This is a genomic window from Acidimicrobiia bacterium (assembly GCA_040881685.1).
In the GTDB taxonomy this organism is placed as follows: Bacteria; Actinomycetota; Acidimicrobiia; order IMCC26256; family PALSA-555; genus SHVJ01.
The window spans coordinates 154,489-173,903 of sequence record JBBECS010000050.1; the positions used below are offsets into that span (position 1 = coordinate 154,489).

Here is a 19,415-nt window from a genome sequence, read left to right on the forward strand (position 1 = left end):
CCCGGCTTGTCGAGTTCGCCGCCTGAAGTCGCCCCACAGGTAGCCTTGAGGACATGAGCAGCGGCGCATCGCCGGTGGTGGATCCGATTCGTCGACCGCATTTGGATCGGGTGGACCCAGCGTTTCGAGCGATCATCGAACGCGACCTTGAGCATTGCGCCGCGCTCCTCGAGTTCCTCCGGGATCATTGAGGTTCCCCACCCTCGACGAAGTCATCGCGTGCAACGAGCTCGTACGCGAGCCTGACGAGGCATCACCCAGCGCAGACGATGATGATCTCGACCTCGTAGCCAGCGCGCTCGAACGTGCTCGTGCGATCAAGGAGTCAGTCGATGCTGCGGCGACGCTTCTCTTCGAGATCACCTCTGCTCAGGGATTCTTCGAAGGGAACAAGCGGACCGCGGTGTTGATCGCGCGGTGGTTCCTGACCATCAACACGGACCGCGATCCGGACGACCTCATCCGACCCGACGACCGAGAGCTCGGTGCTCTCCTAGTTCGAGCGGCACGCGGCGAGGACGTCGAACATGAAGTGATCGAATTGCTCCGTCACCGAGCTTGAGAGGTCACGTCGGATTGTCCACAACCCGACTTGAACCCCCACGTGTCGGAGGGGCGACTTGCGGCTTGAGGCAACTCCCCTTCTCGTACTCACCGTCTCGCTGGCCGCGTGACACAAGCACAGACGACCGACTCGGCGCGTGACATTCGGGCTGACCAGCGACGTGAAGCAAGCCGGTCACTGTCTCACGCGACGTGGATCATCAGTGCATGCCCAAAGAAGGGTCCCGGGTCTGTCAGTGTCGGCGCTGCCGAGGGGTCTTCAACGGTGCGCACGCGGTTCAGTATGTCTGGGAGTCGGTCTTTGGGTCGTGCGCCGTCCCCGTCGTCGCAGGCGTGTACGCACTCACCGATGGCTTCGTTCGTGCGGGATGGGTCTACTGGCGCGACGAGCCCGATGGCCCCTTCCCGCTCGCCGATCTTCACGCTTTCGTCGTCTCATGTCGCCCAGGTAGAGGCACGATCCCATCCGAGGGCGACATCGGCCGATGGCACGGCTGGGTCGCGAGCGGGATCCCGCCTCGCGACTGGCTGCTCGTCGATGGACTCACCTTTCGCTCGGTCTCACAGGTTGCGCACGCGCTGCGGGACCGATCGCGAATGCCATGCGAGCAGATCATCCCGGGCGACTGGTGGGGAGCCGATGCAAAGGAACATGCGGAGCGCCGCGCCATCCGCGAGCAGTGGACGCAAACGAAGCAGCGCAATCGGGCGACCTCGAGGATCTGACAGTGCCTCGAATCTCCGAGTTCTACGGAATCGCCATCTACATGTACTGGTAGGACCACGCTCCGCCCCACTTTCACGCGTTCTATTCAGGACACGAAGCCCAGATCAGGATTGCCGACGGCACTGTGCTCGCCGGTCATCTGCCGACCACGGCAGCACGCCTCGTCACAGAGTGGGCAACGCTTCACCGTACGGAGCTATTCGCCGACTGGGATCGGGCGCAGGTGCCGAACACCCTGCTTCCTATCGACGGCCTTCGGTAGCCTTGGAGCGCCATGACGCACTTACCGCGCATCGTCGCTGTTGAACCGCTCGGCGATCACCGCCTTCGGTTGACCTTCGACGACCGGCTCGTCCGAGATCTCGACTTCCGACAGGTTGTCGATCGCGGTGGCGTATTCGAAGCTCTCCACGATCCCGCATACTTTGCTCAGGTGACCGTCGATCAGATCAGCGGCACCATTTGCTGGCCGAACGGCGTCGACCTCGACCCCGATGTCTTGCACGGCGACGCAGTGCCAGAGTCAGGTTGCGGTTATGAACTCCTGCACGAACACCACCTCAGACCGACGGGGTGATCGTTCCTAGCGACACGCGTTCGATTTCGCGTGCGATCACATCAGTGTCGGAGGGGGGACACACCGCTTGACCCCACGTCTTACCCGGTCGGTGTCGCTGGCGTCGTGAATCGCCCTTGGGCAATCGCGCCGCCGTGGGCCGCGGCGGGGGTTAGAGATCCAAGCCGGGAGGTTCGATCTCGGAATCGAGATCATGCGTTGGCCCCGACACTTCGAGCGAGGCCACGATCGACTCGACCCAATCATCGAACTCGTCACGCAATGCCGCGTAGGTGTGGTCGTCGACGGGAAAGTCGGCTCGGTCGTGGCGGTCGATTCTCGCGATTGCACCACCGAACATGCGCAGGTCGAATCCTCGGTCTTTGTCCTGGGCGAGTCGGTACAGATCTTCTCGGCTGTAGTGAGCGCGTAGCTGGTGCACGTCTACGAAGTCGCGAGCCTCTCCCCGACCGAACAACGCGAGCGTCTTATCGGCCGCGAGCTCGTCGCGCGCAAGGACGGTACCAAAGGTGGTCTGTTGCGGCGCGTGCAAGCGCGTGTCCCAGGAGAGATCCAACGACGTGCCCTCGCTCGCATCCGCGATCTCAAACTCCACGAAACCAGGTACAGCACGACGCACCTCGACCCTGAGGCCAGCTTCGTGCAGGGCGCGCTCCAAAGCCGGCCGCAAACGATCAACCGCATCAGCAGTTGTCCCGAAGTAGTCGAGATCCCGAGTCGGTCGATCAACGAGCCCGAGCACCACCAGCGCACCGCACCCGCAAGCGCAAATCCCTCGGCTTCAGAGAGCTCGGCGATCGTGCGGGCAACGCTCTGCTGGAGATGGCTCAGCGGCACCCGCTACGCGCCTTGACGCGCGGCGATCCAAGGTTCCCATGCGGCTCGGACGTACTCGGGCAGCACAAGCTCATCCCAGACCTCAACCAGCGTGCTTGCTCGCACATACCGGCGCACCTGATCCGACGTTCCCTCGCGCAACACCTGCTCGTACACGCGGCACAGCTGCCGGCGTACCCCGAGGTCATACTCCGACTGCCCACTCCACGCGATGTCAACCGGCAGGCGGATTCGACCAGTGATCGCCGCCAAATCACTCAAATCGTGGGGGACCTCCACCGGCCGCCACCGAGCACTCCACACGCCTCGAGGCGCCGGACCTATCGAACCTGATCGCACCTGCGCGCTCATGTGCACATTGTCCCATGCCGCAGACAGCGCGGCGCGCGCGAAGCGCCTCACCGACGTAGTTGCCTCAACAGCCGTGTCGGAGGGGGACTTGCCGCCCAGCGCTACGCGATACGCCTCACGACGAGCATGGATCTCGCTGCCTAAAGCGCTCGATTCTCCTGCCTGACTTCCAGTCGAGCATAACGGCCGCGGCGACGATCGGGCCTCCGACGCAACTGAATGCCGCTGGTCGAGGTCACAGGCCCCCTCATCCTCATTCCAAGGTTGAGAGTCTGAAGTCATATGACGTGATCGCGACGCTCCAGGCCAACCGCCCAAGCGCCCGACCCACCGCGGCGCAGCGTCAGGCAGTGATGGTGACTGGGGTGCCGAGCAACGGCGTGATCTTGGCGATCTCGAGGATGACGGAGTTCGGCATGCGCACGCAGCCATTTGAGAGGTCCTTGCCCATCTCCGAGTCAGGGAGGCTCGTCCCGTGGATCGCGATCTGCGGGATCGTGCCGTCGAAGGAGTCCAGCGCCTCGGACAGACCTGAGGTGCCGATCGCAAAGGCGCCGTACGCGCCGCTGCACTGGCCGACGGGGTATCCCGGGACCAGCTCTTCGTTGCAGTTGACAGGATCGGTCAGGTAGAAGCGCCCGGTGGGTGTCGGGCTTTCCGAAGCACCGATAATGACCCTCGTGCTCAGCACGGGTTGCCCCGCATTGAGCAGGACGAGGGTGCGTTGGCTGAGGCTGACCGTGATCGAATAGGTCGTGGTCGACACGGTGACGTGGGAGGCCCGCACCCAGCCCGACGTTCCGTTCGGCTTGCGAAGCGGGTGCATGCGCCGCTCTCGGGTGCGACCTGCGGCAAAGGGTGAGGCCAACCCCGAGGACCAGCGCCTACCCGCACAGCACCGTTACAGACTGTCCCCCGAGGGGGACCTGCGGCCCAAGTGTCTCAGCCGGTCGTTCGGGCTTGCAATCACGGGAGTTGGCGCCGACGCTAGAGCGACGACCACCACCACCAGCGTGCGCGTATGCACATCGCATCGACGTACGAACGCTCCTTCGCCTATGAGCGCCGGCGACGTCCTCGCGGTCGTCGAGCGCTTCGGGAGCATGGCTGCTGTCCTTGCCGAAGCAGACCAAACAGACCGAGCCGCGTTCTACGAAGCGCTCGGAGTCACCGCAACCTACGACCCGGCCACCCGAAGCATGGAACGCGCGGTGGAGATTCCGCGTAGCGCAGAATGCGTGTCGGAGGGGGGACTCGCGGCTTGAGGCAACTCCCCCGCTCACTATGACGGTCTCGCTGGCTGGCTGACGCCAGCAACCAGTTCACGCTCCGCCAGCTGCACGGAGGCTTCGCTGGCGGTGCGGCTTCAGCAGGACACGCAATGCAGTTGGACGCTGTAGATGTCTGGGTCGCTTTGGACGGTCACGAACGAGTCTCGTCGTGCTCGGGTTCCGGACTTCGGGATTCGGAACGGACCTCCGTCCACGGCAGTGAAGCCGAAGATCTCGAACGCCCGGTCCGTCGCTCGTCCCGAGATCGAGACCGTAGTGATCACCGGACCTGTGGTAGGGCAACCGACCTCCGTATCCGTCCGTTCGCCCTCTCCCGTCACGGTGCCGTCCTTCGCCACGACCAGGCTGAGCGTGCCCTCGACCTCCAACGTGCACTCCCCACCCATCTCGGTCCCGGTGAACGTGCCTTCCCAGACCTCGCCGCACTTGATCTTGCCGAGTTTGGCGAGCTGGTTGCCGATGCGGTCGATCAGCTGCTGGTCGAACTTCAAACGCGAGTTCTGCGTGTTCCTCGTCCCGTCGCTGTTGGTTGACCCGCCAGCCATCACGGTCCGGTCCCGGCCCGTCACCACATCCCCGTTGTCATCGCGGTCGTCGCCGAGACCGATCACGTGACCGAACTCATGGATGATCACCGTCGGCGTCGCGTCCGCCCCCATGGAGCCGTCGCCGTCGTTCTCGAAGTAGCGGGTCCCATCCGGTGTTCGCTGCCCCGGGTCGCCGCCGGGTGTGCTCTCGAACACGCCATCCCAGCCCGTCTGCGCCAAGCCGCTGCCGGGCAACCCGGCCAGGATGCGGTGCCGACCCTCCGTGAACTGGAAGTCGTCTCCACGTGCCTTGATCTTGATGTCGAGCTTGAACTTGTACTTGCTGCAATAGGGGTGCTTGGCGAACGCGGCGTTCCAGGCGTCCTCAGCGGTCTTCTTCCAGTACTTCGCGACGTCACTCCCGTCGGGGGCCTTCTTGCCCTTGCACCCCACGCAATCGATCGGCACTTTGATCGTGACGACTTTGTCCTTGACCTTCACGGTCGTCTTGCCCGCCGCCGGTAGCGCCGAAACCAGGAGCGCGGCTGCCGTCACGACAACTGCCACCATCCCCCTCTTCACACGAGGCACGATAGTGGCCAGTGTCGGAGGGGGGACTTGAACCCCCACGCCCTTGCGGGCACTAGCCCCTCAAGCTAGCGCGTCTGCCAATTCCGCCACTCCGACGTTCGAGCGTTGCATTGTAGCGACCCGGGTACCGTGAACTCCCCGACGAAGGAGACGGATGCCAGCGGCGACGCACGAGTGGTTGAGCATCGTCGTCCCGATGTGGAACGAGGAGGAAGGTCTGCGCGCGCTCGTCACAGCAGCCGAAGCCGCGGGTGGCGCGCTCGTGCGCGACGGCGTCATCAAGGACTACGAGCTCGTCCTGGTCGACGACGCGTCGACCGATCGAACCCAGGCGCTGGCGGACGAGATCGCCGCAGGGAACGAGCGCGTCGCCGTCGTGCATCACGAACGGAACCGTGGGCTTGGCGCGTCCATCCGCTCGGGATTCGCCGTCGCGTCGGGTGACGTCGTGCTCTACACCGACGCCGATCTGCCGATCGACCTCGCGGAGCTCGGACGAATGCTCGAGGTCATCGACGCGCAGCACGCCGACGTGCTGAGCGCCTGGCGCATCGAACGCGAAGGTGAGGGATTGCGCCGCAAAGCCCTGTCTGGTGCCTACAACCTGCTCGTTCGCCTCGTGCTGGGCTTGAGGGTTCGCGACGTCAACTTCGCCGCAAAGCTCTTCCGCAAGCCCGTCCTCGACTCGATGACGCTGCGCAGCGAAGGCTCGTTCATCGACGCGGAGATGCTCGCCCGGGCTCATCGCGTCGGGTACCGCATCACCCAGATCGGACTGGAGTACTACCCACGCGTACGGGGCACGTCGACTCTGTCCTCTTGGCGCACCATTCGCGGGATCTTGCGAGAGATGCGACGTCTCGCACCGGAGATCCGGCGGCTGCATCCCACCTCGTCGCGGCGCGTCGGCACTCAGGAAAGGGGCGGGGCCTCTTCGGCAAAGTGACACGCGCTCGGGTGCCCCTGGCCTCGGTCGACCAGCGCGGGCTCCTCTTGCGCACAGATGTCTTGTGCCTTCCAGCAGCGCGTCCGGAAACGACACCCGCTCGGAGGGTCGACGGGGCTCGGGAGGTCGCCTTCGAGCACGATCCGTCGCCGGGCGCGCTCCCGACGCGGATCGGGCTCCGGGACCGCGGACAGCAGCGCTTGTGTGTACGGGTGAGCTGCGTGTGCGTAGATGGCTTCGGCCGGGCCCGACTCCACGATCTTGCCCAGGTACATGACTGCGATTCGGTCCGAGATGTGGCGGACGACGGCGAGGTCGTGCGCGATGAACAGGAACGCAAGGGACAGTCGCTCTTGCAGCTCCGCCAAGAGGTTGAGGATCTGGGCCTGGATCGACACGTCGAGCGCGGACACCGGCTCGTCGAGCACCACGACTTCCGGCTCCAACGCCAATGCGCGCGCGATGCCGATGCGTTGTCGTTGACCACCGGAGAACTCGTGGGGATACCGATTCGCGTACCCCGGGTCGAGTCCGACCATGCGCAGGAGCTCGGGCACATGATCATTGGCTTCTGACCCCCGCCCCTGGATCTGCAGCGGCTCGGCCAGCACGTCGAAGATGCGCATGCGCGGGTTGAGCGCGGCGTAGGGATCCTGGAAGACGATCTGGGCGCGGCGCCGCCACGCGCGCAGGTCCGCGCCGCGCAACGATCCCACGTCTTGCCCGTCGAACCGCACGGACCCCGACGTTGGATCGAGCAGACGCAGCACGAGCCGGCCGGTCGTGGACTTCCCGCAGCCCGACTCGCCGACGAGGCCGAGCGTCTCCCTGGGCTCGAGCGTGAAGCTGACGTCGTCGACGGCGTGCACGACGCCCTGCTCGCCACCGAAGTAGCGGTGTTGCACCGGAAAGTGCTTGACCAACCGCTCTACCTCGAGCACTGGAGTGGTCATGACGGTGCTTCTCCCCCGCGCAGCTCGGGCAGCTCCTCGATGCGGAAGCACGCCGACCGTCGCGGTCCGCCGTTGTCGACGTGGAGGAGGTCAGGACGCTCGACTCCGCACCGGTCGATCACGTACGGGCACCTCGGCGCGAAGGCGCATCCGGCCGCGAGCGAGAAGAGACCCGGCGGTGTCCCCGGAATCGTGCGCAACCTCTGCCCGCGTTCGCCACCAAGGCGCGGAATCGAGCCCAGGAGGCCAATCGTGTACGGATGACGCGGGTCGTAGAAGATCTCGTCGAGCGTTCCCTCCTCGACGACTCGACCCGCGTACATCACGACGACACGGTCCGCGAGCCCGGCGACGATCCCGAGGTCATGGGTGATGAGCACCATCGCCGCGTCGGTCTCCCGCTGCGCCGCCTTCAGCACCTCGAGCACCTGCGCTTGGATCGTGACGTCGAGCGCCGTCGTCGGCTCATCGGCGATCAGGAGCTTGGGTGCGTTGGCCATCGCCATGGCGATCATCGCTCGCTGGCGCATCCCACCCGAGAACTGGTGCGGGTAGTCGCGCGCCCGTTGCTCGGGTTGCGGGATCCCCACTTGCGCGAGGAGCTCGATGGCCCGCGCCCACGCGTCGTCCTTACTCACGTCGGAGTGCGCGCGGATCGCCTCGGCGATCTGCGATCCGACACGGAAGGACGGGTTCATCGACGAGAGTGGATCCTGGAAGATCATCGCGAGATCACCGCCGCGTAGCTGCTGATAGTTGCGTTCGGTGATGGTGCGCAGATCGCATCCATCGAACTGGATGGTGCCGCTGACAATCTGACCGGGCTTCCTGATGAGGCCCATGATCGAGAGCGCGGTCACGCTCTTCCCAGAGCCGGACTCCCCCACGACGGCCAGCGTCTCGCCGGGCTGCACGCGCAGCGAGACGCCGTTGACCGCGTGGACCGTTCCATCTTCGGTCGCGAACTCGACGACGAGATCGTCGATCTCCAGCGCGCCGGTCGTGGTCGTCGTCGACGTCATCGGACGGCTCGCGGGTCGAGCGCGTCTCGCAGCCCGTCACCGATGAAGTTCACGCAGAGCACGACGAGGAAGAGGACGAGTCCCGGGAAGATCACCAGGTACGCGAGGTCGGTGCCGACCGCGCCTTCGGCATCGGCGATGAGGTTGCCGAGCGAGATCGACGGGAGCTGTATCCCAAGACCGAGGAACGAAAGCGTGGCCTCGGTGAGAATCGCCAGTCCGACCTCGAGCGTGCCGAACACCACGATCGGCCCCATTGCGTTCGGCAGCAAGTGCCGCACGATGATGCGTGGACCCGACGCGCCCGCGGCGCGCGCAGCCTCCACGAACTCCTTCTCGCGGAGCGACAAGAACTCACCACGCACGATGCGAGCCATCGGCATCCACCCCAACAGGCTGATCACGATGATCATGCCGGTCACCGTGTTTGCCGGAGGAAAGTCGAACAACCCGAAGAACGAAGGTTCCGGGTTGGCCGCCAGGATCAACAGCACCGCGAGGGCAGGCAGAACCAAGAACAGGTCGGTGAAGCGCATCAGCAGTGTGTCGATCCAGCCGCGGTAGAAGCCCGCCAGCGCGCCGATCGTCACTCCGATCAACACGGACGCGAGCGCGACGCCTAGGCCGATCTGGAGCGACTTCTGGAGCCCGATCATCGTGCGGGCATACATGTCACGGCCGAGCTTGTCAGTGCCGAAGATGTTGTCCCACGTGGGCGATTCCCGTGAGCCCTCGAGGATCTCCGGAGTCAGTGGGATCGGGTTGGCCTCGTGCGCGGAGTACACGTTGACGAACACCGCCAGCCCGATGAGGAGCACGAGGAGCGCGAGCGCGGCGACGGCGATCCGGTGACGCAGGAACCGACGAACGACGACACGAGAGTGCGACCGGATCGGCACTTCGCTGACGAAGGCATCGCCGGTCTCCACGGCCTCGTCGAGCAACACGGCTGACCCCACGACTCCGGCGCCGGCGGTGCCGGCTTCCCGAAGCCGCTGGAGGTTGTCCCGCTCCGGACTCACGCGACCCGAACCCTGGGGTCGAGCACGGCGTACAGCACGTCCGCCAGCAAGTTGAAGAGGATGATGATCGCGCCGGTCACGAACATCCACGGGATGAGCACCTGCGTGTCGCCACTCACCGCGGCGTCGACCAAGAGCCTCCCCATGCCGTGCCGCGCGAAGACCGTCTCGGTGATGATCAAACCGCCGAACAGGCCCCCGAAGTCGAGTGCGATCACGGTGACCAGCGGACTCAGCGAGTTCCGCAGACCGTGCTTCCAGACGACGCGGCGTTCTGAGAGGCCCTTGGCGCGCGCGGTGCGGATGTAGTCGTGGTGCAGCTCGTCGAGCATCGACGAACGCTGATATCGGCTCCACCCGGCAACGAGCTGGACCGAGAGCACGAGCACCGGCAGCGTCAGCTCGCGGGCGTACTCGACGACGCCACTCCCCACCGGGTTCGGGATCGAATAGAAGATCGGTTCACTCGTGCCGAGCACGTCCTTGAGCTCACCAGTGAGGTAGTGGATCGTGATCAGGCCGAACCAGAACGTGGGCATCGAGATGCCTGCGAACGCGATGCCCGTGAACAACGAGTCGCCCTTGGAGTACGGCTTCCGCGCCGAGTATCCGCCGATGGTGACGGCGAGGCCGACCGAGACCAACACCCCCCAGAACGCAAGCTGCGCCGTGTCCCAGAGATCGTCACTGATGGATGCCGCGACCGACCGGTCGCTGCGCTGACTGTTCCCCCAGTCACCCTGGAGGAAGTCGCCCATGAAGTTGAAGTACTGCTCGTGCAGCGGATCGTTCAAGCCGAGCGCGACACGGGCGCTTTGCTCACACGCCACCTTGTTCCGGGAGCTCCGACACCGAGCTTCGGCCGGGTCGGGCCCGAACTCGCGTACGAGCACGAATACGACGGCCGTGGCTATAAGGAGTACGAGTGCCGACGCGCCGACGCGCCGCAGCACGTACTTCAGCATCGAATGCCGCCGCGAAGCACGGCGAGGCTCGGCGCGCGGGTCGCGCCGAGCCTCTTCGCCGCTAGAGCAGAATCCACTCGTTCATGGTGAAGAACGGGCCCATCACGGTGTTGTCTTCGAGACGCCCGCCGAGTCGAGTGGTGTCATAGATGAACATCGTGGGTGTCTGGAACAACGGGATCCCGACGACGTACCTGGCCATCGCGTCTTGTCCGCTGAGCGCGGCCTCGATGCGCACGGCATCATCGAGCGTCACGTCGACCGCCTTCAACGTCTCGTCGATCTCGGGATCATCGGTTCGCGTCCAGTTCTGACCGGCGAACTTGTTGCTCTTGGCCGGGATGTTCTCCGAGCAGAAGAGCAGGCAGAGCCCTGGGTCAGGCGTGCCCACGGATGCGTACAGGCCCACCTGGTACTTGCCGGACGGCAACCGGGCACCGAAGAACGGGCCGGCGTCGATGTTCTTGAACGTCATGTCGAAGCCGGCTTCGGTGAGCTGGCTCTGCCACAGCTGCTCGGTCAGCTCCCGTTGTGCGTTGCCGGTGGTCGTGTTCAACACGAACGACGCCGTACGACCGTTCTTCTCCCAGATGCCGTCGCCGTTCTTCTCCCACCCGTCGCCGGTCATGAGCTCGTCGACGGTGTCGAGGTCGCGGCGATATTGCGCAAACGAGGGCTCGTGGAACGTGTCGAAGGTTGGCACAATGAAGCTGTCGAGCACCTGCCCTTCGTTGATCGCCGGCACCACGATCGCCTCGACGATGGCCTCGCGGTCAGTGGCGTACGCGACAGCCTGACGTACCGCCTCGCTGTCGAGGGGGAACTTGCTGGCGTTGATCCAGAACGCCTCGAACTGGTTCCCGAAGTTGAGCTGGTAGTCGAGGGTGTCAGACGCCTCGACGGTGTCGACGGCCCCTTCGATGGGCAAGGGATACGCGGCGACCACCTGACCAGACGTGATCGCCTCCAGTTCCGCCGCGCTGTCGGGGATGAACTGGAAGATCACCTTCTGGATCGTGGGCTGGATCCCCCAGAACGCCTCGTTGGGAACGAGTGTGATCGAACGGCCCTTCTCCCACCCATCCGATCCACCTTCGAGCTGCCATGCCCCGCCGGAGAAGTCGTAGCCGTCCTTCATGATCTTGTGACGGTTCTCGCCGTCCAACAGGTGGCTCGGCAGCAGGAAGTAGAAGCCACCGAAGAGATCGCGCCACGCCGCGAACGGATCGGTGAACGTGACCACGGCGACCTTCGGGTCGGTGGTGTCGATGCTCTCGATGAGCACGTACCCCGTGGAGTCGTAGATGTTCTTGCCGTTGACGATCTGATCCCAGGTGTATTCGAAGTCGGTGGAGGTGATGGGGGTGCCGTCGCTCCAGACCGCCTCCTCCTTGATGCGATATGTCACCGTCATCGGTGGTCCGGGGACGAGCGTGGGGAAGTCGACGAGCATGTCGCCGGGCACGTAGTTCCCGTCTGTGTCGACGTTGAGGGCCTGCGGCATCGTGAGGTTGCCGAGCGCCCAGTTGCCCCACGCCAGGGCCGCGCACGTGGAGATCCAGTCCGCGCAGAACGGCTCTTCCTCGGCCGCGATCCGGATCGTGCCTTCGTCATCGGCTTGGCGAACGCGCGCCTCGCCGGTGGACGCGCTCGCGGGGCTGAGAGCGAGTGCTCCCACGAGGAGACCGACGGCCGCGAGGGTCGCGACAACTCCGCGCGAATGACGATGTGCGTTCACTACAGAACCCCCAGTGTTCCACGCCAATGGTCGCCTCATAGATACCACAGCGTGGTCGCGATTTCACGCATGGCGCGAGCGCGGCGCGCGCCTGTCCACGCCCGGGTCAGGGTTGGAGGCGCAACGCGAGGATCAGCGTGGTGAAGGCGAAGATGACCGCGGTGATGATCGTGAGGCGGTCGAGGTTGCGCTCCACGACCGTGGAGCCCGCCATCGAACCGCCGAGCTGGCCACCGCCGAACATGTCGGACAGACCACCGCCTCGCCCTGAGTGCAGCAGGATCAGGAACACGAGCACGACCGCCATCAAGACGTCGATCACGATGAGAACGGTGTCGAGCACCCGAGCACTTTACCTCTACACCCGGTACCGGACGATACGGCCGAAGTCGTCCGGGTCGAGTGACGCACCCCCCACCAGTGCGCCGTCGATCTCCGGCATCGACATGAGATCCGCGATGTTGCCAGGCTTCACGCTGCCGCCGTACTGGATCCGCATGGCGTCTGCGGTCGCACCGTAGAGCTCGCGCAGCACGAGCCGGATCGTCCGGATCGTGGTATTGGCGTCGTCGGGTGTGGCGTTGCGCCCGGTGCCGATGGCCCAGATCGGCTCGTACGCGACCACGCACCGCTCGGCTTCGGGCGCCTTGATGCCGGTGAACGCGGCCCGAGTCTGCGCGGACACGCGGCCATCCGTCTCGCCCCGCTCGCGCTCTTCGAGCGTCTCGCCGACGCACACGATCGGGATCATCTCGTGCTTGAGGATGGCCTTCGCCTTCTTGTTGACCCACTCGTCGGACTCGCCGAAGAGCTGCCGTCGCTCGGAGTGGCCGACGATCACATACGAGACGTTCAGCTTGGCCAACATGGGCGGCGCCACCTCACCGGTGTAGGCGCCTTGTTCGTCCCAGTGACAGCTCTGTGCACCCAGCAACATCGGGATACGGTCGCCTTCGAGCAGGTTCTGGATCGAGCGGATTGCGGTGAACGGCGGACAGATCACGATGTCGCAGCCGTCGTAGTCGGACGACTCGAGACGGTACGAGAGCTTCTGAACGACCTGGATGGCGACCAGGTGGTCGTGGTGCATCTTCCAGTTGGCCGCCATCACGGGCTTGCGGTCTGTATTCACGGTGTCACACCTTCTCTCATCCGCCGAGACCTTCGCGCAACGCGCGCAACCCCGGGAGGTCTCCGTGCTCGAGGAGCTCCAGCGACGCTCCCCCGCCGGTGCTGACGTGGTCGATCTCACCAGCCAGGCCCATCTCTCGCACGGCAGCCGCGCTGTCACCGCCGCCGACGACGGTGAAGCCGCGACACGCGGCGACGGCGTCAGCGAGCGCTCGCGTGCCGGCGGCGAAGGGAGCCACCTCGAAGACACCCATCGGACCGTTCCACAGGACGGTTCTCGCATCAGCGAGCCGGTCGGCGAAGAGCGCGGCCGTCTCAGGACCGATGTCGAGCCCCATCCACCCGTCGGGGATCGCACCGGCGCTCACGATGCGCGTCGCTGCGTGGTCATCGATCTCCTGCGCCACCACGACATCCACCGGGACGTGCACGCGACCAGTCGTCAACAGGTCGCGACACTCCTCCACCATCTCGTGCTCGACGCGCGACTCGCCCACGCGGCCGCCCTCGGCGACCAGGAACGGAAACGCCATCGCACCGCCGACGAGCACTGCGTCGCACCGCTCGAGCAAGGCGCGGATCACCCCGAGCTTGTCGCTGACCTTCGCGCCACCAAGAATTGCGACGAAAGGCCGCGCGGGTTGTTCCAGCAGGCGGCCGAGCTCGTGGACCTCCTGCTCCAGCAGCCGACCAGCACCGGAGGGTCGGGTCTTTGGCGGTCCCACGATCGATGCGTGCGCGCGATGCGATGCGCCGAACGCCTCGTTCACATAGCAGTCGGCGAGGTCCGCAAGCGCTGCCGCGAACGCGGGGTCGTTCCCGGTTTCGCCGGGGTCGAAGCGCAGGTTCTCGAGCATGAGCACCCGACCGGGTTCCAGCTGCTCGACGGCCGCTTCGACCGCCGGCCCGACGACACCGGGTGCGACCGGCACATCAACTCCGAGCACCTCGCCCAGCCGGGCCGCGACCGGGGCCATCGAGAACTGGGGATCGGGTGTGCCCTTCGGTCGCCCGAGGTGCCCGCACGCGATGACGCGCGCCTTGCGCTCCACCAGCCACTCGATCGTCGGCCGAGCCGCCGCGATGCGAAGGTCGTCTTCGACTCGCCCATCACGCAGAGGCACGTTGAAGTCCACGCGCACGAGGACACGTGATCCCTCTTGGAGCGGCAAGTCTTCCAGCCGCGGCAGCTCCATCATTCTGGTCGCGCTCGCTCGGCCGCAGGGTACCTGCGTCCGCCCTGCGGGACGCTCGGCTGCTCCACCGGGCTCGGTCGGGCGATTGTCAGGCGCCGATGAACGCGGCCAGGTCTACCAGGCGGTTCGAGTAGCCCCATTCGTTGTCGTACCAGCCAAGCACCTTGACCATGCTCGCGTTCGCCATGGTGTCGCGCGCGGAGAAGATGCACGAAGCGGGGTTCCCGACGATGTCAGCCGAGACCAACGGCTCTTCCGTGTACTCGAGCACCTGCCGGTATGACACGTCGTTGGCCGCTTCGGCAAATGCCGCGTTGACCTCGTCGATGCTCGCGGACTTCTTGAGCTCCGCTGACAGGTCGGTGATGGAGCCGACAGGCGTGGGCACACGGAGTGCCGTGCCGTCGAGGATGCCCTGGAGCTCAGGAAGCACGAGCCCGATCGCCTTGGCCGCGCCGGTGCTGCTCGGGATGATCGACAGGTTCGCGGCTCGCATCCGCCGGAGGTCGGGTGCTCCCGAACGGCTTGTCTGCGCGAGGTCTTGGAGCGATTGGTCGCTCGTGTACGCGTGCACCGTCGTCATGAAGCCGCGCTCGATGCCGAAGCTGTCGTTGAGAACCTTGGCCATGGGTGCCAGGCAGTTGGTGGTGCACGAGGCGTTCGAGATGACCTGGTGCTTGTCGGCGTCGAACACTGCGTCGTTGACGCCCATGCAGATCGTGGCGTCGGCGTCGCCACTTGGCGCGGAGATGATGACGCGCTTCGCACCGCCCTTCAGGTGTTCAGCCGCCTTCTCACGCGCCGTGAACAGCCCGGTGGATTCGATGACCACGTCGACGCCGTTGGCGCCCCATGGGATCTCGCCGGGGTCCATGACCTCGAGCTTGCGCACCTCCTGCCCATCGACCGAGAAGCCGTTGTCGGTCGCCTTGATCTCGTGGGCCAACCGTCCGCCCACCGAGTCGTGCTTGAGGAGGAACGCCATCGTCGCGCTGTCGCCCATCGGGTCGTTGACCGCGACCAGCTCGACGCCGGCGCCCGCGCCGCGATCGAGGATCGCCCGGTAGAAGGACCGGCCGATGCGGCCGAAGCCGTTGATGCCGACGCGAACCGTCATGTGATCCATCCTCTCAGACTGTCGTTCATCTGGACTCCAGTTCTCCGCTCTCGGCGCCTTCGGCGCCGGGTCGCTTGGGCCCCGGCTCACTGCGGCGCAGGGTACCTGCGCCGCGGACGTTCGCCTCCAGCAGATCGCGGAGCGCCGTCGCCAATCTCGCGGGATCGTGCGCCACACCTCGGGGCACCGTCACCTCGGCGGCGACGGGACGCGCGCCCAACTCCTGGATCTCGCCCTCGTCGCATGCGAGCGCCGTCGGACCGTACAGGAACGCGTCGACCCGAGCCCCGTGCTCCAGCACCGCACGCAAGTGGTCGGCGGCATCCAGACCTTCGGTCTCCGGCAGCTGCGACCGGAGGTTGCACACCTGGACGACCTGCGCCTGTGTGGACGCGACCGCGTCCCGCAGCGCGGGCACGGCGAGCACCGGCAGCAAGCTGGTGAAGAGCGACCCCGGCGCCAGCACGACCTGGTCGGCATCGGCGATGGCCGCCACGGCATCGGGATGAGCAGGCGCATCGGCAGGAACGAGCTCGACGTGGCGGATCCGACCGGAGACGTTCATGACCGCGACCTGGCCCTCTACTGACCGGCCGCCGGCCGACTCGCTGTCGACCTGGGCCTTGAGCACCACAGGGTCGGTCGTCGCAGGCAAGACGCGGCCGACGACCTCGAGCAGGCGCCCAGCTTCATCGATTGCCGCGGCGAAGTCGGAGAGCGTCTCCGCGAGGCCGACGAGCACGAGGTTGCCGAGCGCGTGCCCGTCGAGGTCGCCGCTCACGAACCGGTGCTCGAACGCGTCGGCCCATCTGTTTCCCGGCGCGGCGAGTGCCACGAGGCATTTGCGTACGTCACCGGGCGCGGGCACATCGAGGTCGCGGCGGAGACGGCCCGACGAGCCGCCGTCATCGGCCACGCTCACGACCGCGGTGGTCGCGTCGGCGTACTGACGGATGGCACGCAGCGCAACGGCGAGTCCGTGCCCGCCACCGAGTGCGACGACTTTCCCGCTCTTGCCGCCTGCGGCGGCGGGCCGCTCGGGCCCCGCCTCGCTGCGGCGCAGGGTACCTGCGCCGCGATCGCTCGCCTCAGGTTCAGCCACGGTCGAGATCCCGATGATGGACGCGAGCGGGGAAGCCGAGCTTGTCGAGCACCTTCGCCAGCTCGGTTGCGATGACGACCCCCCGGTGGCGGCCGCCGGTGCAGCCGACTCCGATCGAGAGGTACGCCTTGCCCTCACGCGCGTAGGCCGGGAGCAGCAGCTCGAAGAGGCGCGCGAGCTCCTCGAGGAATGCCTTCGCCTCGGGCTGCTGGAGCACGTAGCGCCGCACCTTGGCATCGGTGCCCGGGAGCGGGCGGAGTCGCTCCACCCAATGCGGATTTGGCAGAAAGCGGCAGTCGAACACCAGGTCCACGTCGAGAGGCACACCGTGCTTGTACCCGAACGACACCACGCTGGCCTGGAGTGGAGCCCCGGCGTGCTCGTCCTCGGTGAAGAGCTCCCGTACGCGCTCTCGGAGCTCGTGCACGTTGAAGTTCGAAGTGTCGAGTACCAGGTCGGCTTGGCCCTTGAGCTCTTCGAGCAGCTCGCGCTCTCGCGCGATGCCCTCGGACATCCGGTCCGGGCCGGCCAGCGGATGGGGACGACGCGACGCTTCGAACCGGCGGACGAGGGTCTCGTCGCTGGCATCGAGGAACAGCACGCGCGTGCGCACGCCCGACTCGCGCAGCTCCGAGAGCGCGGCGGCAAGCTCTTCCATGAATGCACCCGAACGAACGTCCACCACGAGCGCATAGAGAGTGGGGCGATCCCCCTCACGCGCCAGCTCGGCGACCTTGGGGATGAGCGCCGGCGGCACGTTGTCGATCACGAAGAACCCGACGTCCTCGAGACTGTCCGCGACCGATGAGCGGCCCGCACCCGACATCCCGGTGACGATCATGACTTCGAGCGGATGCTCCGTCACCGTGCCGGCCCTTCCTGCGAGTGCAGCTGCTCGTAGACGGCCGTGGCGACGGCCTCGGGCAGCCACGACAAGGCCTTGAGAGCATCGAGCTCAACGAGACGCAGCTTCTTCACGGACCCGAACTCTCGCAGGAGTCGGGTGCGGCGCGTCGGGCCGAGGCCCGGCACGTCGTCCAGGACCGAGCGGGTCACGGTCTTCGCGCGGAGCTTCCGGTGATACGTGATCGCGGACCGGTGCGCCTCGTCACGCACCTGCTGGAGCAGGAAGAGCGCTTCGGAGTCGCGCGCGATGCGCACCGGTTCGTCCCGGTCGGGTAGGTACACCTCTTCGAACCGCTTGGCGAGCGCGGCCACCGAGACATCTTCGAGGCCCAGCTCTTCGAGCACGCGGATCGCCACGTTGAGCTGACCGCGCCCGCCGTCTACGAGCAGCAGGTTCGGAGGGTACGCGAACCGGCGACCTCGCCGAGCCCCCTCCTCGCGGTCTTCGAGGTAGCGCTGGAAGCGTCGGGTGAGTACCTCCTCCATCGCCGCGAAGTCGTCTTGGCCCTCTTGCGACCGGACCTTGAAGTGGCGGTAGTCCGAGCGCTTGGCGAGGCCATCCTCCATGACGACCATCGAGCCGACGATCTCGGTTCCTTGCAGGTTCGAGATGTCGAAGCACTCGATGCGCAGGGGTGCGTCCGGCAGGTCGAGCGCGGCTTGCAGTGCCGTGAGCGCACGCGCGCGTGCGTTGTGATCGCTCGCGCGACGGAGGCGGTGCTGAACGAATGCCTCCTCCGCGTTCCGAGTGACTGTGCTCAGCAACTCGCGCTTCGCGCCCCGTCGCGGAACTCGCACGCGCACTGGCGCGCCGCGTGCCTTGGTGAGGAAGGCCTCGTACAGCTGAATGTTCTCCGGCTCCACCGGCACGAGCACCTCGCGCGGCACGTCCTCGGCGGGGGCGTCCGCGTACAACTGCTCGAGCAGTCGCCCGATCAACGCGGGAGTGTCGAGGTCCTCGACCTTGTCGACGACCAGGCCCTTGCGCCCGACCACGCGGCCCCGACGGACCAGGAACACCTGCACCGCCGCCTCGAGTGGGTCCTCGGCCAGCGCGATCGCGTCGAAGTCCTCTTCCTTGGGTGCCACCATCTGTTGGCGCTCGATGGCCTTGCGCACCGACGTGATCTGATCTCGAACTCGAGCCGCCCGCTCGAACTCGAGCGAGTCGGCCGATTCGTGCATCGCCTTGTCGAGGCGATCGAGGACCGCGGCGGTGTCACCGTCTAGGAAGCCGAGCAGCTCCTTAACGAGATCGTCGTAGTCGGTCTTGGAGACCTCACCAACGCACGGCGCTGCGCACTTCTCGATGTGTGCATAGAGGCACGGGCGCCCGAGCCGGTGGTGGCGGTCGAACTTCGGCTTGGTGCAGGTGCGGATCGGGAATGTGCGCAGCAAGAGATCGAGCGTCTCGCGGATCGCATAGGCGTGCGCATACGGACCGAAGTAGCGGACGCCCTTCCGCTTGGCCCCTCGGAGCACCATGGCCCGCGGCCATTCCTCGTCGAGCGTCACCGCGAGGTACGGATATGACTTGTCGTCCTTGTAGCGGATGTTGAAGCGCGGGTGGTGCCGTTTGATCAGGTTGTACTCGAGGAACAGCGCCTCGACCTCGTTGCGGACCTCGATCCACTCGACCGTCTCGGCTGCGGTCACCATCTGGCGCGTGCGGGACAGCAGCGTGTCGGGCGCGGCGAAATAGTTCGCGAGCCTGTTCCGCAGGCTGCTGGCCTTACCCACGTAAAGGACGCGGCCCTGGGCGTCCTTGAACTGGTACGAGCCCGGCCCGTCGGGGATCGTCGCGGGCGGTGGGCGCAGCACACCCCCATTGTCCCCCGCGACGACCCGTAG

Annotated in this window: 21 protein-coding genes, 1 tRNA gene and 1 pseudogene; 6 read left to right on the top strand and 17 right to left on the bottom strand. The window is 66.1% G+C overall.

The window, feature by feature from the left end; genetic code table 11:
- The first annotated feature begins 53 nt into the window (after nt 1-53).
- The 5 genes and pseudogenes from WEE69_13355 (at nt 54) to WEE69_13375 (ending at nt 1,868) form a co-directional block, all read left to right on the top strand.
- Nucleotides 54-191 carry a hypothetical protein gene (locus WEE69_13355; GenBank protein ID MEX1146281.1) on the top strand — a complete coding sequence of 46 codons (138 nt, stop codon included), beginning with the start codon at nt 54-56 and terminating at the stop codon, nt 189-191.
- The gene (locus WEE69_13360; protein MEX1146282.1) at nt 188-562 is read left to right on the top strand and encodes a Fic family protein; all 375 of its coding nucleotides are present in this window, start codon (nt 188-190) and stop codon (nt 560-562) included. Before WEE69_13355 ends, WEE69_13360 begins: the two co-directional genes overlap by 4 nt.
- A 209-nt stretch (nt 563-771) precedes the next feature.
- On the top strand, nt 772-1,290 hold the full coding sequence (locus tag WEE69_13365) for a hypothetical protein (GenBank protein MEX1146283.1): 519 nt from the start codon (nt 772-774) through the stop codon (nt 1,288-1,290).
- Between the two features lie 65 nt (nt 1,291-1,355).
- Nucleotides 1,356-1,553 (top strand): annotated as a pseudogene (locus tag WEE69_13370) (DUF4160 domain-containing protein).
- A gap of 12 nt (nt 1,554-1,565) precedes the next feature.
- Nucleotides 1,566-1,868, top strand: a complete 303-nt coding sequence (locus tag WEE69_13375) for a DUF2442 domain-containing protein (protein MEX1146284.1) — start codon at nt 1,566-1,568, stop codon at nt 1,866-1,868.
- 151 nt (nt 1,869-2,019) lie between these two features.
- Here the strand turns inward: WEE69_13375 and WEE69_13380 are convergent, their stop codons facing one another.
- The 5 genes from WEE69_13380 to WEE69_13400 all read right to left on the bottom strand — a co-directional run bounded on the left by WEE69_13380 (nt 2,020) and on the right by WEE69_13400 (nt 5,562).
- Entirely contained in the window at nt 2,020-2,613 is a 594-nt protein-coding gene (locus WEE69_13380; GenBank protein ID MEX1146285.1) for a nucleotidyl transferase AbiEii/AbiGii toxin family protein, read from the bottom strand.
- 95 nt (nt 2,614-2,708) lie between these two features.
- Nucleotides 2,709-2,957 carry a hypothetical protein gene (locus WEE69_13385; GenBank protein ID MEX1146286.1) on the bottom strand — a complete coding sequence of 83 codons (249 nt, stop codon included), beginning with the start codon at nt 2,955-2,957 and terminating at the stop codon, nt 2,709-2,711.
- Between the two features lie 442 nt (nt 2,958-3,399).
- Nucleotides 3,400-3,882: a L,D-transpeptidase gene (locus tag WEE69_13390; GenBank protein ID MEX1146287.1), complete on the bottom strand. Its 483-nt coding sequence runs from the start codon at nt 3,880-3,882 to the stop codon at nt 3,400-3,402.
- A gap of 540 nt (nt 3,883-4,422) precedes the next feature.
- Nucleotides 4,423-5,457 carry a hypothetical protein gene (locus WEE69_13395; protein ID MEX1146288.1) on the bottom strand — a complete coding sequence of 345 codons (1,035 nt, stop codon included), beginning with the start codon at nt 5,455-5,457 and terminating at the stop codon, nt 4,423-4,425.
- 21 nt (nt 5,458-5,478) lie between these two features.
- Nucleotides 5,479-5,562: transfer RNA gene (locus tag WEE69_13400), tRNA-Leu, on the bottom strand.
- Nucleotides 5,563-5,620: 58 nt separating this feature from the next.
- Here WEE69_13400 and WEE69_13405 point away from each other — a divergent pair.
- Nucleotides 5,621-6,412, top strand: a complete 792-nt coding sequence (locus WEE69_13405; protein MEX1146289.1) for a glycosyltransferase family 2 protein — start codon at nt 5,621-5,623, stop codon at nt 6,410-6,412.
- Here WEE69_13405 and WEE69_13410 read toward each other — a convergent pair.
- From WEE69_13410 to uvrC, 12 genes are all read right to left on the bottom strand, one after another.
- Nucleotides 6,379-7,365, bottom strand: coding sequence for an ABC transporter ATP-binding protein (locus tag WEE69_13410; GenBank protein MEX1146290.1), 987 nt, complete (start codon nt 7,363-7,365; stop codon nt 6,379-6,381). The two genes, WEE69_13405 and WEE69_13410, sit on opposite strands and share 34 nt — an antisense overlap.
- Nucleotides 7,362-8,387, bottom strand: a complete 1,026-nt coding sequence (locus WEE69_13415) for an ABC transporter ATP-binding protein (GenBank protein MEX1146291.1) — start codon at nt 8,385-8,387, stop codon at nt 7,362-7,364. Before WEE69_13415 ends, WEE69_13410 begins: the two co-directional genes overlap by 4 nt.
- Nucleotides 8,384-9,409 carry an ABC transporter permease gene (locus WEE69_13420; GenBank protein MEX1146292.1) on the bottom strand — a complete coding sequence of 342 codons (1,026 nt, stop codon included), beginning with the start codon at nt 9,407-9,409 and terminating at the stop codon, nt 8,384-8,386. The genes WEE69_13415 and WEE69_13420 overlap by 4 nt, the downstream gene beginning before the upstream one ends.
- Entirely contained in the window at nt 9,406-10,374 is a 969-nt protein-coding gene (locus WEE69_13425; GenBank protein ID MEX1146293.1) for an ABC transporter permease, read from the bottom strand. Before WEE69_13425 ends, WEE69_13420 begins: the two co-directional genes overlap by 4 nt.
- A 61-nt stretch (nt 10,375-10,435) precedes the next feature.
- Nucleotides 10,436-12,052: an ABC transporter substrate-binding protein gene (locus WEE69_13430; protein ID MEX1146294.1), complete on the bottom strand. Its 1,617-nt coding sequence runs from the start codon at nt 12,050-12,052 to the stop codon at nt 10,436-10,438.
- A gap of 166 nt (nt 12,053-12,218) precedes the next feature.
- The gene (secG, locus tag WEE69_13435; protein MEX1146295.1) at nt 12,219-12,455 is read right to left on the bottom strand and encodes a preprotein translocase subunit SecG; all 237 of its coding nucleotides are present in this window, start codon (nt 12,453-12,455) and stop codon (nt 12,219-12,221) included.
- 15 nt (nt 12,456-12,470) lie between these two features.
- On the bottom strand, nt 12,471-13,220 hold the full coding sequence (gene tpiA, locus WEE69_13440; protein MEX1146296.1) for a triose-phosphate isomerase: 750 nt from the start codon (nt 13,218-13,220) through the stop codon (nt 12,471-12,473).
- Nucleotides 13,221-13,260: 40 nt separating this feature from the next.
- On the bottom strand, nt 13,261-14,442 hold the full coding sequence (locus tag WEE69_13445) for a phosphoglycerate kinase (GenBank protein ID MEX1146297.1): 1,182 nt from the start codon (nt 14,440-14,442) through the stop codon (nt 13,261-13,263).
- Nucleotides 14,443-14,527: 85 nt separating this feature from the next.
- A complete protein-coding gene (gene gap / locus WEE69_13450; protein ID MEX1146298.1) occupies nt 14,528-15,556 on the bottom strand; it encodes a type I glyceraldehyde-3-phosphate dehydrogenase in 1,029 nt (342 codons plus the stop codon).
- 25 nt (nt 15,557-15,581) lie between these two features.
- Nucleotides 15,582-16,658 (bottom strand): gluconeogenesis factor YvcK family protein, encoded by a 1,077-nt coding sequence (locus tag WEE69_13455; GenBank protein ID MEX1146299.1) that lies wholly within the window; start codon nt 16,656-16,658, stop codon nt 15,582-15,584.
- A complete protein-coding gene (rapZ, locus tag WEE69_13460; GenBank protein MEX1146300.1) occupies nt 16,651-17,523 on the bottom strand; it encodes an RNase adapter RapZ in 873 nt (290 codons plus the stop codon). The genes WEE69_13455 and rapZ overlap by 8 nt, the downstream gene beginning before the upstream one ends.
- Entirely contained in the window at nt 17,520-19,385 is a 1,866-nt protein-coding gene (gene uvrC, locus WEE69_13465; protein ID MEX1146301.1) for an excinuclease ABC subunit UvrC, read from the bottom strand. Before uvrC ends, rapZ begins: the two co-directional genes overlap by 4 nt.
- Nucleotides 19,386-19,415 lie beyond the last annotated feature (30 nt).